Below are 20503 nucleotides of genomic sequence, written 5' to 3'. Positions count from 1 at the left end.
GCGATGAACCTGCGGCCACATCCTCGCTTCCGCGTCCTCCAGTCGATCGCCCTCTGCGGCGCCACTGTGCTGACGATAGGTTTGACGGCGTGCACGCCGAGACCGGACGGTCCGGAACCGGCCGCGCAGGCGTTCCTCACCGCCTTCGCCGAGCAGGATTCGGAAGAGGCCGCCAATCTGTCGGATCGTCCCGACGCCGCACGCCAGACCCTCGAATCGGCATGGACGTCGCTTCAGGCCGAATCTCTCGACGCCCGGACGACGGACGTGCACGTCAGCGGTGACACGGCCACGGTCGGGTATACCTACGAATGGCATCTGCCGAAGAATCGGGTGTGGACGTACTCGGGTGAACTCCAGATGGGGCGGCGCGGCGGCGACTGGGCCGTGCGCTGGAGTTCCACCAATGTCCATCCGCGACTGGGCGACCGGCAGACGATGTCGTTGCGTTCCACCGCCGCCCCCCGGGCACGGGTCAACGAGCATTCCGGGTCGGACGTCCTCGTGCCCGGAGTGGTCTACCGCGTGAAGTTCGATGCGGCGCAGTCGGGCAACGTGATCGGCAGCGCCCAGGCCCTCGCCTCGGCGCTCGCCGTGTTCGACAACACCCTCACGGCGCAATCGATCGCCGAATCCGCGACGGCCGTCAAGGGCGACTATCTGGTGACCCGGCTTCGGTCGGACGACTACGAACAGGTCGCCGGCGTCCTCGCCGCCGTGCCCGGTGTGACGGTGTCCGACGAAGCGGATCTCGTAGCAACCGACCGGAACTTCGCCCCCGATCTGGTGGGCCAGGTGAAGAAGACCGTGATCGACGAGGTCGACGGCAAGGCCGGGTGGAGCGTCGTCACCGTCAACCAGAACGGTGTCGATACGGACGTGCTCACCGAGACCGCGCCGCAGACGTCCCCGTCCTTCTCGATCAGCCTCGACCGTCCCATTCAGATCGCGGCGCAGAATGCGGTCAACGCCCGCACCGACCAGACGATGATGGTCGTCATCCAGCCGTCGACCGGCGACGTCCTCGCCGTTGCCCAGAATAAGGCGGCGGACAGGGACGGTCCGGTGGCCCTCACCGGCCTGTACCCGCCCGGTTCGACGTTCAAGATCATCACCGCCGGTGCCGCGATCTCCTCGGGCCTCGCGACCCCCGACACGATGGTGCCGTGCCCCGGTCGCATCGAGATCGGCGAGCGCAGCGTCCCGAACTACAACGAGTTCGCGCTCGGCACCGTGCCGATGGCCACGGCATTCGCCCGCTCGTGCAACACGTCGTTCGCGAAACTCGCCAGCGAGATGCGGCCCGACGCACTGACCGTCGCGGCGTCGCAGTACGGAATCGGCCCCGATTACGACGTGGTGGGCCTGCCCACGGACTCGGGTTCGGTGCCGCCCGCCGACGATCTGGTGCAACGGACGGAGGACGGGTTCGGTCAGGGCAAGGTGGTGGTCAGCCCGTTCGGGATGGCGTTGGCCGCCGCGACCATCGCCCACGGTTCGACGCCCGTCCCCCGGTTGATCGCCGGGCGGGAGACCACGATCGACGGGGACCGTCCGCAGATCAGCCCGGAGATGGTCGACGGACTGCGCGGCATGATGCGTCTCGTGGTGACCAGCGGAACGGCCGAGCGGATCGAGGATCAGGGCGAGGTGTACGGCAAGACGGGCGAGGCCGAGGTCGAGGGCGGCTCGCACGCCTGGTTCGTCGGCTACCGCGGCGACCTCGCGTTCGCGACGCTCGTGGTGCGCGGCGGCAGTTCCGACAACGCCGTCGCCGTCACCCGCGACATGTTCGCCGCGCTGCCCGAGGGGTACTGACACCGGCCGCTGTCCACCGATCGGGGGACGCGGAATTCATCCTGTTCCAGGGCTGATCGGCGGACAGACGCCGCCGTCGGCACGGTCCATAGTTGGTTGCAGACGGAAGAACCCGCTCGGGCGGGATCGAAAAGCCAACGTGGACAGGAAGTCAGACCATGACCATCAGTGCAGACGTGATGACCATCAGTGCAGACGTGAACTGCGCGGAGACATCGACCGGCGCGCGGCGGGTGTTGTTCGTCGGGAATCCGGGCGCCGGCACCGAGCGGACGCAGTGGGCTGTGTTGCGGCAGTGGGCTTCCGACCGCGGTATGGAATCGATCAGTCAATGTGAGGGCGACGTCGTCTGCGCGATCGCGACCGAGGACGTTCTGGACGGACTCTGCACGCCATCGGATGCGATGGCGATGCAGCTGGCGCGGGCTCGAGGGGTGCCCTGCGTCGGCGTTCGCGACGCACATCTTCTGGAGGCGGCGATCTGACATGGCCTTCGAGATCGTCGAACGCGGCGAGACCCTGGTGGCCGGTCTGCCCGTCCGAAGTCCCCAGCGTGCGCTGGGCAAACTGAGCGACCCGCGCCTCGACCGGGCGTGGACGAGGGTCCTGCATCACGAGGTCGGCGGACCGCTGGCATCCACCTACATCGATTTCGCGCCCGACGTCGAGTCGTACTACACCCAGATCGTCGGGTACCAGTGCGTGAGCGTGGAGGACGCGACGCGGGGTCACGTCATTTCGCGGATCCCGCCCGGCACGTACGCCAAGTTCTCCTCGCGGGGAATGTTTCCCGATGTGATGTTGCGGCTGTGGGCGCAGGTGAGCGAGGCGGAGTCGAACGGTGACATCGAGCGGGCGTACACCGGCGACCTCGAGGCGTATCCGCACGCCTACGCCGTGGATCTGTACATTCCGATTCTCGTGGACGAGCCCCGCGGTCCGTCGAGCGCATCAGGTGAGAAGAAATGATCGAGATAGTGAAAAGGCAAGCCGAATCGTTTGTGGGCCTGACCATTCCGGAGGGAAAGCCCGGCCGCCCCGGACCGGGCCGGGAACTCGTCGACTACACGGTGGAGCGGATCAGGGATCGGGGGATCTCCGAGGTCCTCGTCGTATACGCGGCATCTCCGCCGCCGCGGACGTTCACCGTGGTAGTCGGGTACCCGTGCGATTCGACCGACAAGATGGAACCGGGCGACGTCCTGGTGCGGGTGGGGGCCGGCTACTTCGCGCGATTTCGCTGCGACGACGAAACGGAACCGGACGCGCTCGCCGAGACCTGGAGCGTCGCCGACGACGCGGCGGCCCGCGGCCGGATCGAACGCGGTTTCACCGAGGACCTCGAGGTGCACCATCCGGACGGATCGGCCGAGCTCTTCCTCTCGCTCCGCTGACCGGCGCCCGACCTCGGCGCACGGAGTGACGAGAAGGCCGCACGTGAGGGCGCCGATGATCGGCAGATGGTGGGCACGCGGAAATGCTTGTGCTCCACCGGCTGCCAGCGCAGAACGAGCACGGTGATGTTGACGGCTGGTGAACACGCACAGCAGCAACGCGGTCGTGCCGCTGAGTTCCGGGACCTCGCCGACGAAAGTGTTGAGCTCGACCGCGAGCAGCGTCGTGAAGACGATGGCCACGTACGGCGTGCGGCGCCTGGAGTGCACCTTGCCGAGCGGGGAGGTAGCACGCCCTCGCGGCTCATCCCGTACGGCAGCCGGCTCGCCGTCAGCATGTTGATCAACGCCGTGTTTGGCAACGGCGAACATGGTGATGAACGCGAAGATGCCGATCGGGAATCCGGGCGCCCCCGCCTGAACGACGTTCAGCAGCGGAGTGTCGCCCTCGCCCAGTTCGACCACCGGCACCAGCGCGATCGCGGTGATCGACACGAAGACGTAGATGGCTTCCGTGATGATCAGCCCCATCAACAGGACCTTGGGGAAGATGCGGCTCGGTTACCATCGCGAAGAAGGCCAGGGCTGTGCCGGCGATCACCGCGCCGAGCGCCGACCCGTCGCCGGTGTCGAACGTGGTCACCCGGGAGAAGTCGCCGTCACCCACCCTGAGGGCCCACAGGCCGATTTGGCCACCTTGCCGGTGAGGGCGTAGATCCCGGTGCCCAGGATGTCGCCGACGATGAACAACAGGAGCAGTCCCGGGCCCATCACCCGCTCGAGGCTCGGCTGTCCGGGCGAATTCGAACCAGCTGCGTTCGAATTCGTGGCGTCCGCCGTCGATCCCATGACCACCGCCTTTCGCTACCGCCTGCGTCCCTCGTTCGAGAGGACGGTAATCGCTAGGGGAGCAGCCCGAGCCTGCGCGCGGTGACCACCGCCTCGTGCCGCGACCGTGCGTCGAGCTTGCTCATGGCACTGCGCAGGTAGCTCTTCACCGTCTCGGGTCCCACCGAGAGACGTTGGGCTGCTTCGCTATTGGTGCACCCGAGAGCGACGTGCGACAGGACGTCGATCTCGCGCGGAGTGAGGTGGACGGCGGGATCGTCGTCCGCGCCGTCGGCTGTCGGCCGTAAGATTCCGGCCAGCCGTTGCGACAACCCGCGGAGGCGGGCCTGCAACGAGGAATCGGCGACGGTCTGCGCGACGCTACGCAACTCCGCGTGGATGTCGCGGAGTTCCTCGGACGTGGCACCCCCGGCGGCGTTCACATCGAGTGTCTGCATCATCTCGAGGCGGCGATCGACCTCGTCGCGGATGGCGATCTCGGTGCCGAGCCGCCGCGACGCCGCGACGACGATGTCCGCGGTGCGGTCGCCGATCGGCGCGCAATCGCGGATGGCGGCGTACAGCACCGCGCGCGAAGTGCCTCGCACCATGACGGGCACCGCGAGGATCGACCGCAGTCCTTCGCTGAGGACGGGCCGATCGTAATGGTGCGTGATGGACGAGGAGTTGCCGTAGTCGTGAACCGAGGCGGGTGCGCGCTGGGCGACCACCCGGCCGCCCAGTCCGGAGAGCGAGGGGATGGCCAGACCCTTGAGATTGTTGGTGCGGGTGCCGACGAACTCGCTGAGGTGCAGGGTGTCGTTCTGGACCTCACCACCGAAGAGGACCGGCGCGATGCCGTGAGCTGCGATGGTGCGCAGCTCGCCACGCAGTGCGTCCCCGTCCCGAGGGCGCAGCAGCGACGGTGCACGAGCAACCAAGTCGTCACCCCTTTCCGGGGGTAGTCACGGCGGTCTGTGAGCTAGATCATAACCGTAGTGAGTTCGGGCGACGGCCCGACCTCTTTACCTGGCCATGAGAACACGAGGAGTACCGCATGACCACCGATCCCGCCGCACGCGTGCGTGAACTGCTGGACCAGTACGACACGCCGACGGCGTCCGCCGCGGAACTGCTGTGTGATCGTCACCCCGCCGACGACGTGGCGTTCACCGTCGTCGAATCCGACCTGTCGTCGACGGACCTCACCTACGGCTACCTGCGCGAGCAGTCGACGCGGTTCGCCGCCGCACTCGCGGACCTCGGGGTGGAGCCGGGTGACCACGTCGCGACGCTGATGGGGAAGTCGGCCGAACTCGTCGTCGCACTGCTCGGCATCTGGCGGCGGGGTGCCGTCCACGTGCCCCTGTTCACCGCGTTCGCACCGCCCGCGGTCGCGTTCCGGCTGGGTGCGAGCGGAGCGAAGGTCGTCGTCTCCGATGCCAACCAGCTCGACAAGCTGGCCCCCGGGGACGACATTCCCGCGGATGCGCCCTGGCAGGTGGTGGTCGTGGGCGGAGCCGGCTCCGAGGCACTCGACTTCGCGACGCTCGTGGAGTCGCACGACGCCGCGGACCCGACGGGTGCGGCCGTCACGGTGGGCGGCGACGGACCCATCGTCCAGTTGTTCACCAGCGGCACAACCGGCACCCCGAAGGGTGTGCCGGTGCGGCTGCGCGCCCTCGCGTCGTTCCATGCGTACCTGGAGTTCGGGCTGGACGTCCGCAAGGACGACGTCTTCTGGAACGCCGCCGACCCCGGGTGGGCGTACGGGCTCTACTACGCGCTGCTCGGACCGATGGCGGCCGGCACCCGCAGCATCCTCCTGCACTCCGGGTTCTCCGCGCCCCTCACGTGGCAGGTGATGGAGCGGTTCGGCGTCACCAACTTCGCCGCCGCACCCACCGTCTACCGCAGCCTTCGTGCCGACCCCACGCCGATTCCCGACACGGTGAAGCTGCGCCGCGCGTCGTCGGCCGGCGAACCGCTCACCCCCGATGTGATCTCGTGGTCGAAGGCCAACCTGAACGTCCTCGTCCGGGACCACTACGGCCAGACCGAGCACGGCATGTTCATCTCCAACGCGTGGGCCGACGGCCTGCAGGAGGAGGTCCGCGAAGGGTCCATGGGCAAGCCGCTACCGGGCTGGGCGTGCGCCGTACTCGAGGACGACTCCGACGCCGTCGCCCCGCCGCGGACCCCGGGCCGGGTGGCCATCGACACCCACAACAGTCCGCTGATGTGGTTCACCGGTTACGTCGACGCCCCTGAGAAGACCGCGCAGCGGTTCACAGCCGACGGTCGGTGGTACCTCACCGGCGACGCCGGGCAGACCGACGAGGACGGCTTCTACTTCTTCTCAGCCCGCGACGACGACGTCATCATCATGGCCGGCTACCGGATCGGACCCTTCGACGTGGAGAGTGTGCTGGTGATGCACGACCACGTCGTCGAGGCCGCAGTCGTGGGGATGCCCGACGAACTGCGCGGCGAGGTGCTCGAGGCCTTCGTCGTCCTGCGTGAGGGCGTGGACGGGACCGGCGAACTGGAGGCCGAACTGCAGACCCTGGTGAAGAAGAAGTTCGCGGCGCACGCCTATCCGCGGACCGTGCACTTCGTCCCCAGCCTGCCGAAGACTCCCAGCGGCAAGGTGCAGCGGTACCTGCTTCGCCAGCGGTAGGCGGCTCCGCCGCCCGTGCGCCTTTTTGGTAGCGGGAACAACCAGAAAGGCGCACGGGCGCGTCAGCGCCTCCGGAGGCGGCCGACGACCAATAGTGCGAGGAGCGTGACCGCCAGCAGCAGGGTGGTATCAGCGTCGGCGAGGAACACCTGCCCGCGGTGGGTCCGAAGATGCTCACCGGCAACGTCTTCCAGGTGGCGGGATAGACCATCACGGTGGCACCCAGTTCGCCCATCGACAGCGCGATCGACAGTGCGGCGGCCGCCCCGAGGAACGGGCGCTCGTTGAACGTGATCAGCAGCCCCAGACCGATGGCCAGCGACGGGACGGCGATCGGCAGGTGGAACACCGCGTCGGTCGCACGCTGCAACCACGCCGGCGCAGCCCGCGCCGCCAGTGCCGCCCACGTCCCGACGGCGAGCGTGAGTGCACCCGCGATGAATGCGGTCTGCATGCTGGCAACTGTTGATGGATAACCGAATGCTAGATCTTACTATCTGTTGGTATCGCATGTTAGGTATCAGTGAGGCCGCCGAATGCCTGAACATGTCCGTCGTGGGTGTCCGCAAAGCTGCGTCGGAGGGTCGGTTGTGTTCCCGCCGTTGCGGTTCCGGTCACCAGGTTTTCGAGCGAGGAATCTGACGCCTACCTGCTGTCACCCGCGCACGCGGAGAATCCTCCGCGTGCGCGGGTGGAAGCGTTGTATCGCCGGGTATCCGGCTCGACGGGACCGGACGCTTCGCTGGCCGATCAGGAAACACTGATCTGCCCGCAGGCCGCTTCGGGGAGATGGCACGCGCCTTCGATCCGGGCACGTCGTTGTACGCGGTGATCCGCGAGACGGGGGTGGTGTTCGCATCGGCGACCGAGCGGATCGAGACCGTACGCCTTCCCCCGGGACGTCGCCCTGCTCGACTCGACCACTGCGATGCCCGATGTTGCTGCTGCACCGCGTCTCGCTGGACACCGGCGGCATCCCGATCGAGCGGGTGCGTTCCCTCTACCGCGGCGACCGGATCGCCTTCCTCACCACGCTCCGGGAGTGACACCACTCGCACGACGGGTCCTGACGCGCCCCGACCCTGCACGGGTCTAACCTGGTACCCATGTCTGTCCGCACAGCACTGAGCCCCGGAACCGTGTCTCCCGTCCTCGCCGTACCGGCGGGGATCGAGCGTCCCGAGTACGCGTGGAAGCCCACGGCGAAGGAAGGCAACGAGCCGTGGGTCCAGACCCCGGAGACCATCGAGGCGATGCGGGTGGCGAGCAAGATCGCCGCGCAGGCGTTGCAGGAGGCCGGTAAGGCGGTGGCGCCCGGCGTCACCACCGACGAACTCGACCGCATCGCCCACGAGTACATGATCGATCACGGCGCCTATCCGTCGACGCTCGGCTACAAGGGATTCCCCAAGTCGTGCTGCACCTCGCTCAACGAGGTGATCTGCCACGGCATCCCCGACTCGACCGTGATCCAGGACGGGGACATCGTCAACATCGACGTCACCGCGTACATCGGCGGTGTGCACGGCGACACCAACGCCACGTTCCTCGCCGGGGACGTCGCCGAGGAGAACCGGTTGCTGGTGGAACGGACCCACGAGGCGACGATGCGCGCCATCAAGGCGGTCAAACCGGGCCGCGCGCTCAACGTCATCGGCCGCGTGATCGAGTCGTACGCGCACCGTTTCGGCTACGGCGTGGTCCGCGACTTCACCGGTCACGGCATCGGCACCACGTTCCACAACGGTCTCGTCATCCTGCACTACGACGAGCCCTCCGTGGACACGGTCATCGAACCGGGCATGGTGTTCACGATCGAGCCGATGATCAACCTCGGCGACATCGGCTGGGAGATCTGGGACGACGACTGGACCGTGGTGACGAAGGACCGCAAGTGGACGGCTCAGTTCGAGCACACCATCGTGGTCACCGAGACCGGCAACGAGATTCTCACCCTGCCTTGAGCGAGAGCCGGTGGGAGGGCGCACTGCTCGTCGCCGGCACCACGTCCGACGCCGGCAAGAGTGTGCTCGTGGCGGGGCTGTGCCGGATGCTGGCGCGGCGCGGTGTCCGGGTGGCGCCGTTCAAGGCGCAGAACATGTCGAACAACTCCGTCGTCACGCTCGACGGCGGCGAGATCGGCCGGGCGCAGGCTCTGCAGGCGGCGGCCTGCGGACTCGCGCCGAGCGTCCGTTTCAATCCCGTGCTGCTGAAGCCGGGCAGCGATCGCACGTCGCAACTGGTGGTGCGCGGCCGCGCGGTCACGTCCGTCGGAGCACGCGACTACATCGAGCACCGGGAACACCTGCGGACGGTGGTTGCCGAGGAACTGCAGTCGCTGCGCGCCGAGTACGACGTGGTGATCTGTGAGGGGGCCGGCTCACCGGCGGAGGTCAATCTGCGCGCCACGGACCTGGCGAACATGGGACTGGCTCGCGCCGCCCACCTTCCGGTGATCGTCGTCGGCGACATCGACCGCGGTGGGGTGCTCGCCCACCTGTTCGGCACCGTGGCCGTTCTCGAACCGGAGGATCAGGCGCTGATCGCGGGATTCGTGATCAACAAGTTCCGCGGCGACGTGTCGTTGCTGGCCCCGGGACTCGACCAACTGACGGCCCTGACGGGACGCCCGACGCTCGGGGTGGTTCCCTTCGCCGAGGACCTGTGGCTCGACGCGGAGGATTCGCTCGGCGTGGTGGGGGACGCTCCGGTCGGACGTCCGGCGCCGCCGATCGGCGACGACTGGTTGCGGGTGGCCGCGATCCGTCTGCCCCGCATCTCCAATTCGACGGACGTCGAGGCGCTCGCGTGCGAACCCGGGGTGGCGGTGCGGTGGGTCACCGATCCGTCGCGGCTGGAGGACACCGATCTGATCGTGCTGCCCGGCAGCAAATCGACCGTGTCGGACCTGGAATGGTTGCGCCGCAACGGCATCGCGGACGCGATCTCGGCACACGCGAAGCGCGGCCGGCCGGTGCTCGGTGTGTGCGGGGGCTACCAGATGCTCGGGTCCGCCATCGTCGACGACGTCGAATCCGGCCGTGGTGCGGTGGCCGGCCTCGGATTGCTCGACCTCGAGGTGGAGTTCGCCCCGGACAAGGTGCTCGCCCAGGTCCGCGGCAACGCCCACGGAGTCCCGGTGTCCGGGTACGAGATCCATCACGGCCGGGTCCGGCGCAACGGCGATGCGCCGCTGCTCCACGCGAGCGACGGCGCCGCGGAGGGAAGCATCCGCGGCGCCGTCTACGGCACGCATTGGCACGGCCTCCTGGAGACCGACCGCTTCCGCCGGATCCTGCTGGACGACGTGGCCGAACACGCGGGGCGAACCGGATTCGTGACCGCCCCGGACACGGACGTCGCCGCGATCCGGACCGCCCAACTCGATCTGCTGGCGGACCTGGTGGAGCAGAATCTCGATCTCCGAGCCCTCGAGGAACTCCTCGGCGGAGGCGCTCCGAAGGGCCTTCCGGCCATCGGGTCGGGCCTGGTGCGTTAGGCGGCGACCGTCTCCGTGTCGAACGCCGTGCCGATCATCGACGCCCGCCTCGCCGGTTGATCGGTTCACAACTCGTGCAGTGGACCGTGGAACTGGATAGGTGCGAGCGCGAGACGTCCCCGATCGCGTAGTTTTTAGCCCATGGAACTGACGCACGTGGCGGTGGGAGATGGAGACTGCACGGTCCGCATCGACGGGCCTGCGAGCAAACACACCGTCCTCCTGCTCCCGGGGGCCGGCGACGGACCGGATGTCTACGACGGCGTGTGCGAGCGCCTCCACAATTCGGATCTGCGCACGATCGTGCCCGAGGACATCGCCGGTCTCGACGAATCGACGATCATGGCTCTGCTCGACGAAATGAAGGTGGGGTGGGTGAATCTTGTCGGCAGCCGGGAGGGCGCGGAGCTGGCCTGGTCGCTCGCGGCACGACAGTTCGGGCGATTCGCCAGCCTGGTAGTGGCCGACCGCGGTCATCCGGCGGCACCCGACGCGCAGGGGGCGGTGCGCGGATCCGATTGTCCGCCGGTCGAACTCCCCACGACAGTCCTGGTCTCGAGCGCCGACCGGCGGGCCGAGGCGGACGCGAGCGGACGCTTCGTCTACTCCGACTTCCGGGTCGTGCAACTCGACGGCGTCACGAACGTTCCGGCCACGGCGGCCGCCGAACTGGCCACCGAGATCGTGCTCCGCACCAGCCCCTGGTAACCGCTTCCCGTCAGGAACGCCGCCCCGCGCCGGGCACGACCGTGCTCAGCGTGGGGCGTACATGATGACGGCCATACCCAGCAGGCAGATCAGGGCACCCGACACGTCCCAGCGGTCCGGGCGGAACCCGTCGGCCACCATGCCCCAGATCAGCGAGCCCGCCACGAACACCCCGCCGTAGGCGGCGAGGATGCGGCCGAAGTTGGCATCGGGCTGCATCGTCGCGACGAACCCGTACGCGCCGAGCGCCGCGACACCGGCACCGATCCAGATCCAGCCCCGGTGCTCGCGGACACCCTGCCACACCAGCCACGCGCCGCCGATCTCGAACAGCGCGGCGAGGGCGAACAGCGCGACGGACTTGGCGACCGTCACTCGGGCGGAAGGTCGAGACCGAGGAGCGCGTTCTCGACCACCTCGGGCAGCGCCGGATGGATCCAGTACTGCCCCCGCGCCATCCGCTGCGCCGTCACGCCGAAGCTCATCGCCTGGATCAGCGGCTGGATCACCGTGGGCGCCTGGGCGCCGATCACGTGCGCACCCAGCAGTCGCCCGGTGCCCCGCTCGGCGATGACCTTGCAGAGACCCTCGTTGTCCTCCATGGCCCACCCGTAGGCGACGTCGCCGTAAGCCTGCACCTTCACGGTGACGTCCCAGCCGGCCTCCCGGGCCTCTGCTTCGGTCAGCCCGACGTGCGCGATCTGCGGGTCGGTGAACACGGCCGCCGGGACGAACCGGTGGTCCGTCGAGCGCAGACCCGAGGTGTCCTTCCAGGCGTCCTGTAGCAGATTGTGCTGGACGACGCGCGCCTCGTGATTGGCGACATGCTTGAGCTGGTACGGCGACGACACGTCGCCGAGCGCGAAAACGCCTTCGGCAGTAGTGCGTTGGAACTCGTCCACCACGACGCGTCCCTCGTCGTCGAGTTCGACACCGGCGGCGGCAACCGAAAGGGTGTCCCCGTTCGGCTGCCGGCCCGTCGCCACCAGGAGCACGTCACCGGAGACGACGGAACCGTCCGCGAGTTCGACCGCAACGCCGTCGCCGTCCGGGCGGACGGCCGTGACGGGGTGGCCGCGATGCACGTCCCATTTCTGCTCGGCCAGATCCGTGAATCGGAGGGAGATGTCCTCGTCGAGGTGCCGGAGCAGGTGGGAACCCCGCGCGATCAGCGACACCCGGGTGCCCAGCGCGGAGAACACGTGCGCGAACTCGGCGGCGATGAATCCCGCCCCGATGATCACCATGCGCTCGGGCAACTCCGGCAGCCGCATGATGTCTTCGTTGGTGTAGTACCGCACGCCCGATTCGCGCACGACGTCGGGAATGATCGGTCGGGACCCGGCGGCGATCACCACCTGATCGGCCGTGACGACCTCCCCGGTCCCGGTGTCGAGGGTCCGCGGTCCCACGAACGTCGCGTGTCCCCGGAACAGTGTGGTGTTCGGGCTGTCCTCCGCGCGGTAGCGTTCCCCGCCCGCCGAGATCGGATCGATACGGCCGAACACCCGCTTCACGATGTCGGGCCAGCGCACACCCTCGAGTTGCGCATCGATGCCGTACTTCGCGGAACCCGTGACCGTGCGGGCCACCTCGGCGGCGTAGACAAACATCTTCGTCGGGATGCAGCCCACGTTCAGGCACGTTCCGCCGAATGTCCCCTTCTCCAGGATCGCGATCGTCTTGTCCGCGAAACGGTCGTCGGGCAGCGAGTTGCCGGACCCCGAACCGATGACGGCCAGATCGAAATGCGTCACCGCTCGACCTCCGCAGCGTTGTGGCCGTGCAGCCAGTCGAGCCACAGATCCACCTCGGCGAATGCCTGGGCCCGGGGCTCGTCGGACGACAGGAACACGTCGTGCCGGGCGCCCGGGATGGGCACGATCGTGGTGCGGTCGCCGAGGCATCCCGCCCAGCGTGCGATCTGCCGGACGTCGAGGACGGCGTCCGCCGTGTCGACCCGGGGGTCGTATCGCGGCGCGAAATACGACGCCTTCGACCGGAGGATCAGGGCGGGGACGCCGATGTCGAGTCCCCGGTGCAGCTGCGCGTGCCCGCGGCGCACCGCGCGCAGCCACCCGAACGTGACCGGGAAGCCACTGAGCGGCTTCCAGTCCAGGTTGTAGTTCCAGATGCCGTTGCCCTCGACGTGCAGACTGACGCCGTACGTGTCGAGGCCCGTCTTCGGGATGATCGACTTGCGCTTGACGCGACCGACAGCGTCGACCGCCACGGTCCCGACGTTCCGCAGGTACGACGGACCCTGCAGATCGAACCACGGGCTGTTGAGGATGACCCCGCTGATGCCGAGGGCGGCGGTACCACCCGACTTGCGCTGGAGGCGATGCAGCCACAGCGGCAGAACCAGACCGCCGGTCGAGTGCGCCACCAGCAGGACCTCGCCGTCACCGGTCTGCTCGCGGACCACACGCAACGCCTCGTTCAATTCGGCGTCGTACAGCGAGAGGTCGGAGACGAAATGCGCGGTCTGCCCCGGTTCGAGCGAGCGCCCGCACTTGCGGAGATCGAGCGCGAAGAACGCGTAACCTTGTTCGGCGAAGTGCTCGGCGAGGTGTTTCTGGAAGAAGTAGTCGGTGAATCCGTGGACGTACAGCACGGCCCGACCGGTCTTCTTCGTCTCCTGCGCCGGCTGGTAGCGGATCAGGGTGGCCTTCACCTCGCCCTCGCCGTCGGGGTCGGTCCCGAGAGGGATGGTCAGCTGTTGATATCCGTCGCCGAGGACGTCGGGAGCCCAGGTAGTCACAGATCACAATCTAATGTGCGTTTCGAGGGCGCGGGGAGGCGCACAATTGGGGCAGGTGATTCTCGCTCATACGCGCGGGTAACCTATCCGGCGAACACGGCAGGCGTATGCGCGTACGGCTATGGACAAGGAAGTCGATACTCCAGTGTCAGATCAGAATGCGGTAGAGACGAAAACGGATGTAGTGCTGGTGGGCGCGGGCATCATGAGCGCGACGCTGGGAGCGATCCTGCGTCAAGTGCAGCCCGATTGGTCGATCACCACATTCGAGCGGCTCGACGCAGTAGCCGCCGAGAGCAGCGACCCGTGGAACAACGCCGGTACCGGCCACTCCGCGCTGTGTGAGCTCAATTACACCCCGCAGAACCCCGACGGCAGCGTGGACATCGCGAAGGCCGTCAACGTGAACGAGCAGTTCCAGGTGTCGCGGCAGTTCTGGGCGCACGGCGTCGAGAGCGGTGTACTGACGAAGCCCAAGGAGTTCATCAACCCGATCCCGCACGTCAGCTTCGTACACGGCGAGGCCAACGCGAAGTACCTGCGGGCCCGCTACGACGCCCTCGCCGGTCACCCCCTGTTCGCCGGCATGGAGTACATCGACGACCCCGCCGAGTTCACCCGACGTCTGCCGCTGATGGCGAAGGGCCGCGACTTCAGCGACCCGATCGCGCTCAACTGGACCCAGGACGGCACCGACGTCGACTTCGGTGCCCTCACCAAGCAGCTCCTCGGATATGTCGGCGCGTCCGGCGGCGTCGTCCACTTCGGGCACGAGGTCACCGACCTCACCAAGCAGTCCGACGGCAGCTGGGTGGTGAAGGTCACCAACCGCCGTAACGGTGCGAAGAAGGTCGTGCGCGCCAAGTTCGTGTTCGTCGGCGCCGGCGGCGGTGCGCTGCACCTGCTGCAGAAGTCCGGTATCGCCGAGGCGAAGGGCTTCGGCGGTTTCCCCGTCAGCGGCGCGTTCCTGCGCTGCACCAACCCACAGCTCATCGATGAGCACCGCGCCAAGGTGTACGGCAAGGCCGCGGTCGGCGCACCGCCGATGTCGGTTCCCCACCTCGACACCCGCGTGATCGGCAGCAAGCCCGGACTGCTGTTCGGTCCCTATGCCGGCTGGTCGCCCAAATTCCTCAAGCAGGGTCGCGTCACCGACCTGCCCAGTTCGGTGAAGCCCGACAACCTGCTGTCCATGCTGGGGGTCGGCGTCAGCGAACTCGGCCTCGTCAAGTACCTGATCAGTGAGCTGGCGATGTCCGAGGCCGGGCGGATCGACACCCTCCGCGAGTTCGTCCCGAAGGCGCTCGGCAAGGACTGGGAGCTCATCACCGCAGGTCAGCGCGTCCAGGTTATCCGCCGCGCCAAGGGCAAGGGCGGCGTTCTCGAGTTCGGTACCGCCGTGGTGAACGCCGGCGACGGCAGCATCGCGGGTCTGCTCGGCGCCTCGCCGGGCGCGTCGACCGCGGTGCCCGCGATGCTCGACGTGCTGCAGCGGTGCTTCCCGACCCAGTACGAGTCGTGGAAGCCGAAGCTGCAGGAAATGGTGCCGTCGCTGGGCGTGAAGCTGTCCGACAACACCGAACTGTTCTCGCAGGTGTGGGACTGGACGTCGAAGGTCCTGCAACTCGACACCAGCAAGGTGGAGGACGCGTCGGTCGCGGTCTGATGCACCGCCCGGCCCGGGTCGGCGGTCGCGCACACTCGCCGGCGCTGTGCGATAGTTGCCTGTCATGACGGCAACCGCAGCACTCAAGCGTTCGTGGGCTCTCGATCTCGACAACAAGACGCTCTACGAGTTGCTCCGGCTTCGCGTAGAGGTCTTCGTCGTCGAGCAGGCGTGCCCGTACCCGGAACTCGACGGTCGCGATCTGCTCGTCGAGACGCGGCACTTCTGGTTGGAGCAGGACGGTCAGGTGGTGTGCACACTCCGCCTGCTCGAGGAGCACGCCGACGGCACCAAGTCGTTCCGCATCGGGCGGCTCTGCACGTCGCGGCCGGCCCGCGGGCAGGGGCACACCACGCGCCTTCTGCGCGCCGCCCTCGCCGAGGTCGGGGATGCGCCGTGCCGGATCAACGCACAGACGTACCTGGTGGACATGTACGCCAAGCACGGTTTCAAGCTGGACGGTGAAGAGTTCGTGGAGGACGGAATTCCGCACGTCCCCATGCGGCGCGGCGGCGGCGACGCCACGTATGAGGTTGCGGGGGCGGCCCCGTCGGTCGGGGCGAAGTGAGCGCCGACTAGGGTCGTCAGGTGAATGTCCGCGGGGAAGTCCTGTTCGAATCAGGCGCGGTCCCGCCACTGTGACGGATCCCCGATGCGGCTGCCATCAATCCTGGTCGCCGTCCCGGTCTCCCAGCCAGATTGCCGCGGCGTTCGTACCGGCCAAAGCTCTCGGCGAGGAACCGGGACGTGAAGGGATGCAGCGTGCGCACCGATCGTGAAGTGGACCAGGTTCGACCCGACTTTTCGTGGGGATTTCCGTTCAGCGCGGTGGTCGGTCAGGACCGGTTGCGGCTGGCGCTCGTCCTCTGCGCGGTCCACCCCGGTATCGGTGGCGTCCTGGTTCGGGGCGAGAAGGGGACGGCCAAGTCGACGGTGGTCCGTGCCCTCACCGCGTTGCTGCCCGCGGTGCACGACGAGAACGGGACGCGGCCGGCGCGCCTGGTCGAGTTGCCGGTCGGTGCCACGGAGGACCGGGTCGTCGGCTCCCTCGACCTCGAGAAGGTCCTGCGCGACGGCGAACGTGCGTTCCAGCCGGGACTGCTGTCGGCGGCCCATCAGGGTGTCCTCTACGTCGACGAGGTCAATCTCCTGCACGACCATCTGGTCGACGTGCTTCTCGACGCGGCGGCGATGGGCCGGGTCCACGTCGAGCGTGATGGCATCTCGCACTCGCATGCCGCCCGGTTCGTGCTGGTCGGCACCATGAATCCCGAAGAGGGTGAACTCCGGCCGCAGCTACTGGACCGGTTCGGGCTGGCCGTCGACGTCTCGGCGTCGCGGGACGTGGACGTGCGGATGGAGGTGGTCCGGCGTCGCCTCGAGTTCGAGCGGGACCCGGCACGGTTCGCCGGGCGCTACGCCGAGCAGGACGCCGCGCTCGCCGCCGCGATCCTCGCGGCCCGCGACCGGCTCGTCTCGGTCGAACTCGACGATGTCGAGTTGCGCCGAATCGCCTCTCTCTGTGCGTCATTCGATGTCGACGGTATGCGCGCCGATCTCGTCCTCGCCCGCACCGCCACCGCGCACGCCGCGTGGCGGGGCGCCGCGGCGGTCACCGCCGAGGACGTGCGGGTTGCCGCGGAACTGACCCTGCCGCACCGTCGTCGCCGGGATCCGTTCGACGAACCCGGTCTCGACGAGCAGCAACTCGACGAGGCTCTCCGCCAGGCGGACGAGGACGCCAGGGCCGGCGCCGGGGAACCGGACGAGCCGGAACCCGGATCTCCGCCCGACAGCCCTCCGGGCGCGGAGGACACGGACGGCACCGACCCCGACGGGCCCGACGACCCCGACGGACCCGGCGGCGGCGCCCCGCCACCGCAGGAGCGTCCGGCCGGGCCGACCGGCACGCAGTTCACCACCAAACTCCTCGAGGTGCCCGGCGTCGGAGAGGGCGCGCCGGGCCGGCGTTCGCGTTCGCGCTCGTCCCGCGGTCGCGCGGTGCGCTCCACTGCTGAGCGGGGGCACGGCCTCCATCTGGTGGGCACGCTGTTCGCGGCCGCAGGCCGTCAGGTGGACCGCGGCCGGACCGCCGGCCGGATGATCCTGGATTCCGCCGACCTGCGCGGGGCGATCCGGGAGGGCCGCGAGGGCAACCTCGTGGTGTTCGTCGTGGATGCGTCCGGATCGATGGCGGCCCGCGATCGGCTGTCGGCCGTCACCGGTGCCGTCGTCTCGCTGCTGCGCGACGCGTACCAGCGCCGCGACAAGGTGGCCGTGATCACGGTGCGCGGTCGAACCGCGGAACTGGTCCTGCCCCCGACCTCCTCGGTGGACATCGCGGTCCGGCGCCTGCGCGGAATGAAGACCGGGGGCAAATCGCCACTGGCAGAAGGCTTCCTGCGTGCCCGAGAGGTCGTGCTGCGTGAACGCCTCCGTGATCCGCAGCGGCGCGCCCTCGTCGTCGCGCTGACGGACGGGCGGGCGACGGGCGGCAAGGACGCGCTGCACCGGGCCAAGGTCGCGGCGGGACTGCTCGCCGACAGCTCCGTCGCGTCGGTGGTCGTCGACTGCGAGACCGGCATGGTCCGGCTCGGACTGGCCGCGGAACTGTCCCGGCAGCTGCGGGGCGGGTACGTCCGCCTCGGCGAACTGTCCGCGCAGCAGGTCGCGGGTGTCGTCCGCGCCGCGGCGTGAGCGTCCGGCGGATTCGGTAGGAGAGAGACGAAACATGCCCAAGGGTGTTCCCGAGAACGTCCCGAACGACGGCCTCACCACACGTCAACGACGCAACGCTCCCGTGCTCGCGGTCCACACCGGACCCGGCAAGGGGAAATCGACAGCCGCGTTCGGCATGGCGCTGCGGGCCTGGAATCAGGGATTCGACGTCGGGGTGTTCCAGTTCGTCAAGAGCGCCAAGTGGAAGGTGGGGGAGGAAGCCGCCTTTCGCGCCCTCGGCCGGTTGCACGACGACAGCGGCGTCGGCGGGGCGGTGCAGTGGCACAAGATGGGCGAGGGCTGGTCGTGGACGCGCAAGCACGGCAGCGAGGAAGACCACGCCGCCGCGGCCGCCGAGGGATGGCGCGAGATCGCTCGCCGGCTGGGCGCCGAGGAGCACCGGTTCTACGTGCTCGACGAATTCACCTACCCGCTGAAATGGGGATGGGTGGATGTCGGCGAGGTGGTCGAGGTCCTGCAGAACCGGCCTGGCAACCAGCACGTGGTGATCACCGGCCGTGACGCCCCGCAGGCGCTGATCGACGCGGCCGATCTGGTGACGGAGATGACCAAGATCAAGCATCCGATGGACGCCGGCCGGAAGGGCCAGCGAGGCATCGAGTGGTGACGACGCTCCCCGCCGTGCCCGCGGTGGTCATTGCCGCCCCGGCATCGGGCAGCGGAAAGACCACCGTCGCAACCGGTTTGGTCGGTGCGTTGCGGAAGTCCGGCTGCGCGGTGGCACCGTTCAAGGTGGGGCCCGACTACATCGATCCCGGATATCACGGGCTCGCCGCCGGACGTCCGGGACGCAATCTCGACCCGGTCATGGTGGGGGCCCGGCGGATCGCCCCGCTGTACCGGCACGGCAGCGCGGGCTGCGACGTCGCCGTGGTCGAGGGCGTGATGGGCCTGTTCGACGGCAAGATCGACGCCGCATCGCAGGACCCGTCCGCCGAGGGGTCGACGGCTCAGGTGGCCGCACTGCTCGGCGCCCCCGTCGTGCTCGTGGTCGATGCCCGCGGGCACAGTCAGAGCCTGGCGGCGGTCCTGCACGGCTTCTCGACGTACGACCCCGGGGTCCGCATCGGCGGCGTGATCCTCAACCGGGTGGGAAGCCCTCGCCACGAGGAGGTGCTCCGTCAGGCGTGCGAGCGCGTCGGCCTGCCCGTGCTCGGCGCCGTGCCGCGCATGGCCGAACTGGAGGTCCCGTCCCGCCACCTCGGTTTGATCCCCGCGGCCGAGCACGGCGCCGACGCGGTGAACGCCGTCGACGCGATGACCCGGCTCGCCGCCCGTCACCTCGACCTGCCCGCCATCCGCGCGCTGGCCTCCTCGACCGTCGACGGCCCGGAATGGGATCCGGCCGTCGAGGTCGGACCACCGCCGGCCGGTGATCGCCCCACCGTGGCGATCGCCGGGGGCCGGGCGTTCACGTTCGGGTACGCCGAACACCGCGAACTTCTCGACGCCGCCGGTGCGGACGTGACCACGTTCGATCCCCTGCACGACCCGCTGCCGACCGGCACGAGCGGCGTGGTGCTGCCCGGCGGGTTCCCCGAGGAGCATGCGGTCGCGCTCGCCGGGAACACCGCGCTCCTGATGCAGATCCGCGAACTCGCCGCGGCGGGGGCACCGATCCATGCGGAGTGCGCCGGTCTGCTCTATCTCGCTCGCAGCCTGGACGGTCACGCGATGGCCTCGGTGGTCGGGGTCGACGTCTCCTTCGGGTCGCGACTCACGCTCGGATACCGCGAGGCGGTGGCGGTGTCGGACTCCGTCTTGTTCTCCGCGGGTGAGCGGGTGGTCGGCCACGAGTTCCATCGCACATCGCTCGACACGGCCGCGGCGGACGGTTTCGCGCCCGCCTGGGGCTGGCGGCCCTGGGACGGCATCGCTGCCCGCGAGGGTTTCGTCCGTGCCGGCGTGCACGCCTCGTACCTGCACACGCACCCCGCGGGTCATCCGGCGGCGATTGCTCGGTTCGTGGCCGCGGCCCGCACGTTCGCAGCGCATGGTTGACGTCTGCGTCGGTGTCGGTTTCCGGGCGGCAGCCGGCAGCCTGGACATTCTCGCCGCCGTCCGGCAGTTGCTGACGTCCGCCGACCCGAGCTCGGAGACGACCTCGGAGATGGCACTGCACTGCCTGAGCACCCAGGACCGCAAGGCGGGGGAGCCTGCCCTCCTGGACGCCGCGTCGGCGCTGGGTGTCCCCGTCCGCGGATTCGCCGCCGGGGAACTCGCTGCCGTCGACGTGGCGAACCCGTCGGAGCGGGTGCGTTCGGCGACCGGATCGCCGAGCGTCGCGGAAGCGGCGGCGGTGCTCGGCGCGGGCGGCGGACCGTTGATCGTGACCAAGTGGTCCGCGAATGGCGTCGTCGTCGCGGCAGCCCGTAAAGTTTCGTAGGTTCGAGACGAGACCTGCACG

At 68.8% G+C, this 20503-nt stretch carries 19 protein-coding genes and 2 pseudogenes; 15 read left to right on the top strand and 6 right to left on the bottom strand.

Annotation, left to right across the window (positions count from 1 at the left end; all coding sequences use genetic code 11):
- The first annotated feature begins 3 nt into the window (after positions 1–3).
- The 4 genes from H0B43_RS03850 to H0B43_RS03835 all read left to right on the top strand — a co-directional run bounded on the left by H0B43_RS03850 (position 4) and on the right by H0B43_RS03835 (position 3212).
- A complete protein-coding gene (locus H0B43_RS03850; protein WP_185730117.1) occupies positions 4–1818 on the top strand; it encodes a penicillin-binding transpeptidase domain-containing protein in 1815 nt (604 codons plus the stop codon).
- Between the two features lie 158 nt (positions 1819–1976).
- Positions 1977–2303: a hypothetical protein gene (locus H0B43_RS03845; RefSeq protein ID WP_252189866.1), complete on the top strand. Its 327-nt coding sequence runs from the start codon at positions 1977–1979 to the stop codon at positions 2301–2303.
- Position 2304: 1 nt separating this feature from the next.
- Positions 2305–2787 (top strand): GyrI-like domain-containing protein, encoded by a 483-nt coding sequence (locus H0B43_RS03840; protein WP_185729218.1) that lies wholly within the window; start codon positions 2305–2307, stop codon positions 2785–2787.
- Positions 2784–3212 carry an AraC family transcriptional regulator gene (locus H0B43_RS03835; RefSeq protein ID WP_185730119.1) on the top strand — a complete coding sequence of 143 codons (429 nt, stop codon included), beginning with the start codon at positions 2784–2786 and terminating at the stop codon, positions 3210–3212. Before H0B43_RS03840 ends, H0B43_RS03835 begins: the two co-directional genes overlap by 4 nt.
- A gap of 639 nt (positions 3213–3851) precedes the next feature.
- On the opposite strand, the gene H0B43_RS43070 is transcribed toward H0B43_RS03835, so the two are convergent.
- Both H0B43_RS43070 and H0B43_RS03825 read right to left on the bottom strand, forming a co-directional pair.
- A complete protein-coding gene (locus H0B43_RS43070) occupies positions 3852–4061 on the bottom strand; it encodes a hypothetical protein (RefSeq protein ID WP_397517492.1) in 210 nt (69 codons plus the stop codon).
- 53 nt (positions 4062–4114) lie between these two features.
- Entirely contained in the window at positions 4115–4981 is an 867-nt protein-coding gene (locus H0B43_RS03825; protein WP_185729219.1) for a LuxR C-terminal-related transcriptional regulator, read from the bottom strand.
- Between the two features lie 116 nt (positions 4982–5097).
- Between H0B43_RS03825 and H0B43_RS03820 the strand changes: the two genes are divergently transcribed.
- Complete coding sequence (locus tag H0B43_RS03820; protein ID WP_185729220.1) at positions 5098–6720, top strand: AMP-binding protein; 1623 nt, start codon at positions 5098–5100, stop codon at positions 6718–6720.
- Between the two features lie 62 nt (positions 6721–6782).
- Here the strand turns inward: H0B43_RS03820 and H0B43_RS03815 are convergent.
- A pseudogene (locus H0B43_RS03815) lies at positions 6783–7189 on the bottom strand (ABC transporter permease); the annotation flags it as partial.
- A gap of 290 nt (positions 7190–7479) precedes the next feature.
- On the opposite strand from H0B43_RS03815, the pseudogene H0B43_RS03810 reads away from it, so the two are divergent.
- From H0B43_RS03810 to H0B43_RS03795, 4 genes and pseudogenes are all read left to right on the top strand, one after another.
- A pseudogene (locus H0B43_RS03810) lies at positions 7480–7766 on the top strand (UTRA domain-containing protein); the annotation flags it as partial.
- A 60-nt stretch (positions 7767–7826) separates the two neighbouring features.
- On the top strand, positions 7827–8684 hold the full coding sequence (gene map, locus H0B43_RS03805) for a type I methionyl aminopeptidase (RefSeq protein WP_016880170.1): 858 nt from the start codon (positions 7827–7829) through the stop codon (positions 8682–8684).
- On the top strand, positions 8681–10219 hold the full coding sequence (locus tag H0B43_RS03800) for a cobyric acid synthase (RefSeq protein WP_185729221.1): 1539 nt from the start codon (positions 8681–8683) through the stop codon (positions 10217–10219). Before map ends, H0B43_RS03800 begins: the two co-directional genes overlap by 4 nt.
- A 141-nt stretch (positions 10220–10360) precedes the next feature.
- Positions 10361–10927, top strand: a complete 567-nt coding sequence (locus tag H0B43_RS03795; RefSeq protein ID WP_185729222.1) for an alpha/beta fold hydrolase — start codon at positions 10361–10363, stop codon at positions 10925–10927.
- Between the two features lie 45 nt (positions 10928–10972).
- Here the strand turns inward: H0B43_RS03795 and H0B43_RS03790 are convergent, their stop codons facing one another.
- The 3 genes from H0B43_RS03790 to H0B43_RS03780 are packed head-to-tail and all read right to left on the bottom strand — an operon-like array spanning position 10973 to position 13691.
- On the bottom strand, positions 10973–11302 hold the full coding sequence (locus tag H0B43_RS03790) for a YnfA family protein (RefSeq protein WP_185729223.1): 330 nt from the start codon (positions 11300–11302) through the stop codon (positions 10973–10975).
- Entirely contained in the window at positions 11299–12684 is a 1386-nt protein-coding gene (gene mtr / locus H0B43_RS03785) for a mycothione reductase (protein ID WP_185729224.1), read from the bottom strand. Before mtr ends, H0B43_RS03790 begins: the two co-directional genes overlap by 4 nt.
- A complete protein-coding gene (locus tag H0B43_RS03780) occupies positions 12681–13691 on the bottom strand; it encodes an alpha/beta hydrolase (RefSeq protein ID WP_185729225.1) in 1011 nt (336 codons plus the stop codon). The genes mtr and H0B43_RS03780 overlap by 4 nt, the downstream gene beginning before the upstream one ends.
- A gap of 121 nt (positions 13692–13812) precedes the next feature.
- Between H0B43_RS03780 and mqo the strand changes: the two genes are divergently transcribed.
- From mqo to H0B43_RS03750, 6 genes are all read left to right on the top strand, one after another.
- Positions 13813–15357: a malate dehydrogenase (quinone) gene (gene mqo / locus H0B43_RS03775; RefSeq protein ID WP_185729226.1), complete on the top strand. Its 1545-nt coding sequence runs from the start codon at positions 13813–13815 to the stop codon at positions 15355–15357.
- Between the two features lie 64 nt (positions 15358–15421).
- On the top strand, positions 15422–15925 hold the full coding sequence (locus tag H0B43_RS03770; protein ID WP_185729227.1) for a GNAT family N-acetyltransferase: 504 nt from the start codon (positions 15422–15424) through the stop codon (positions 15923–15925).
- A 212-nt stretch (positions 15926–16137) separates the two neighbouring features.
- Entirely contained in the window at positions 16138–18054 is a 1917-nt protein-coding gene (locus H0B43_RS03765; protein ID WP_185730120.1) for a VWA domain-containing protein, read from the top strand.
- Between the two features lie 34 nt (positions 18055–18088).
- Positions 18089–18703, top strand: a complete 615-nt coding sequence (gene cobO, locus H0B43_RS03760; RefSeq protein WP_185729228.1) for a cob(I)yrinic acid a,c-diamide adenosyltransferase — start codon at positions 18089–18091, stop codon at positions 18701–18703.
- Entirely contained in the window at positions 18697–20097 is a 1401-nt protein-coding gene (locus H0B43_RS03755) for a cobyrinate a,c-diamide synthase (RefSeq protein ID WP_185729229.1), read from the top strand. Before cobO ends, H0B43_RS03755 begins: the two co-directional genes overlap by 7 nt.
- Entirely contained in the window at positions 20090–20482 is a 393-nt protein-coding gene (locus H0B43_RS03750; RefSeq protein WP_185729230.1) for a cobalamin biosynthesis protein, read from the top strand. Before H0B43_RS03755 ends, H0B43_RS03750 begins: the two co-directional genes overlap by 8 nt.
- Positions 20483–20503 lie beyond the last annotated feature (21 nt).

The organism is Rhodococcus sp. 4CII, assembly GCF_014256275.1.
Classification (GTDB): domain Bacteria; phylum Actinomycetota; class Actinomycetes; order Mycobacteriales; family Mycobacteriaceae; genus Rhodococcus_F; species Rhodococcus_F wratislaviensis_A.
This window is presented reverse-complemented; position numbering and strand designations above follow the sequence as displayed.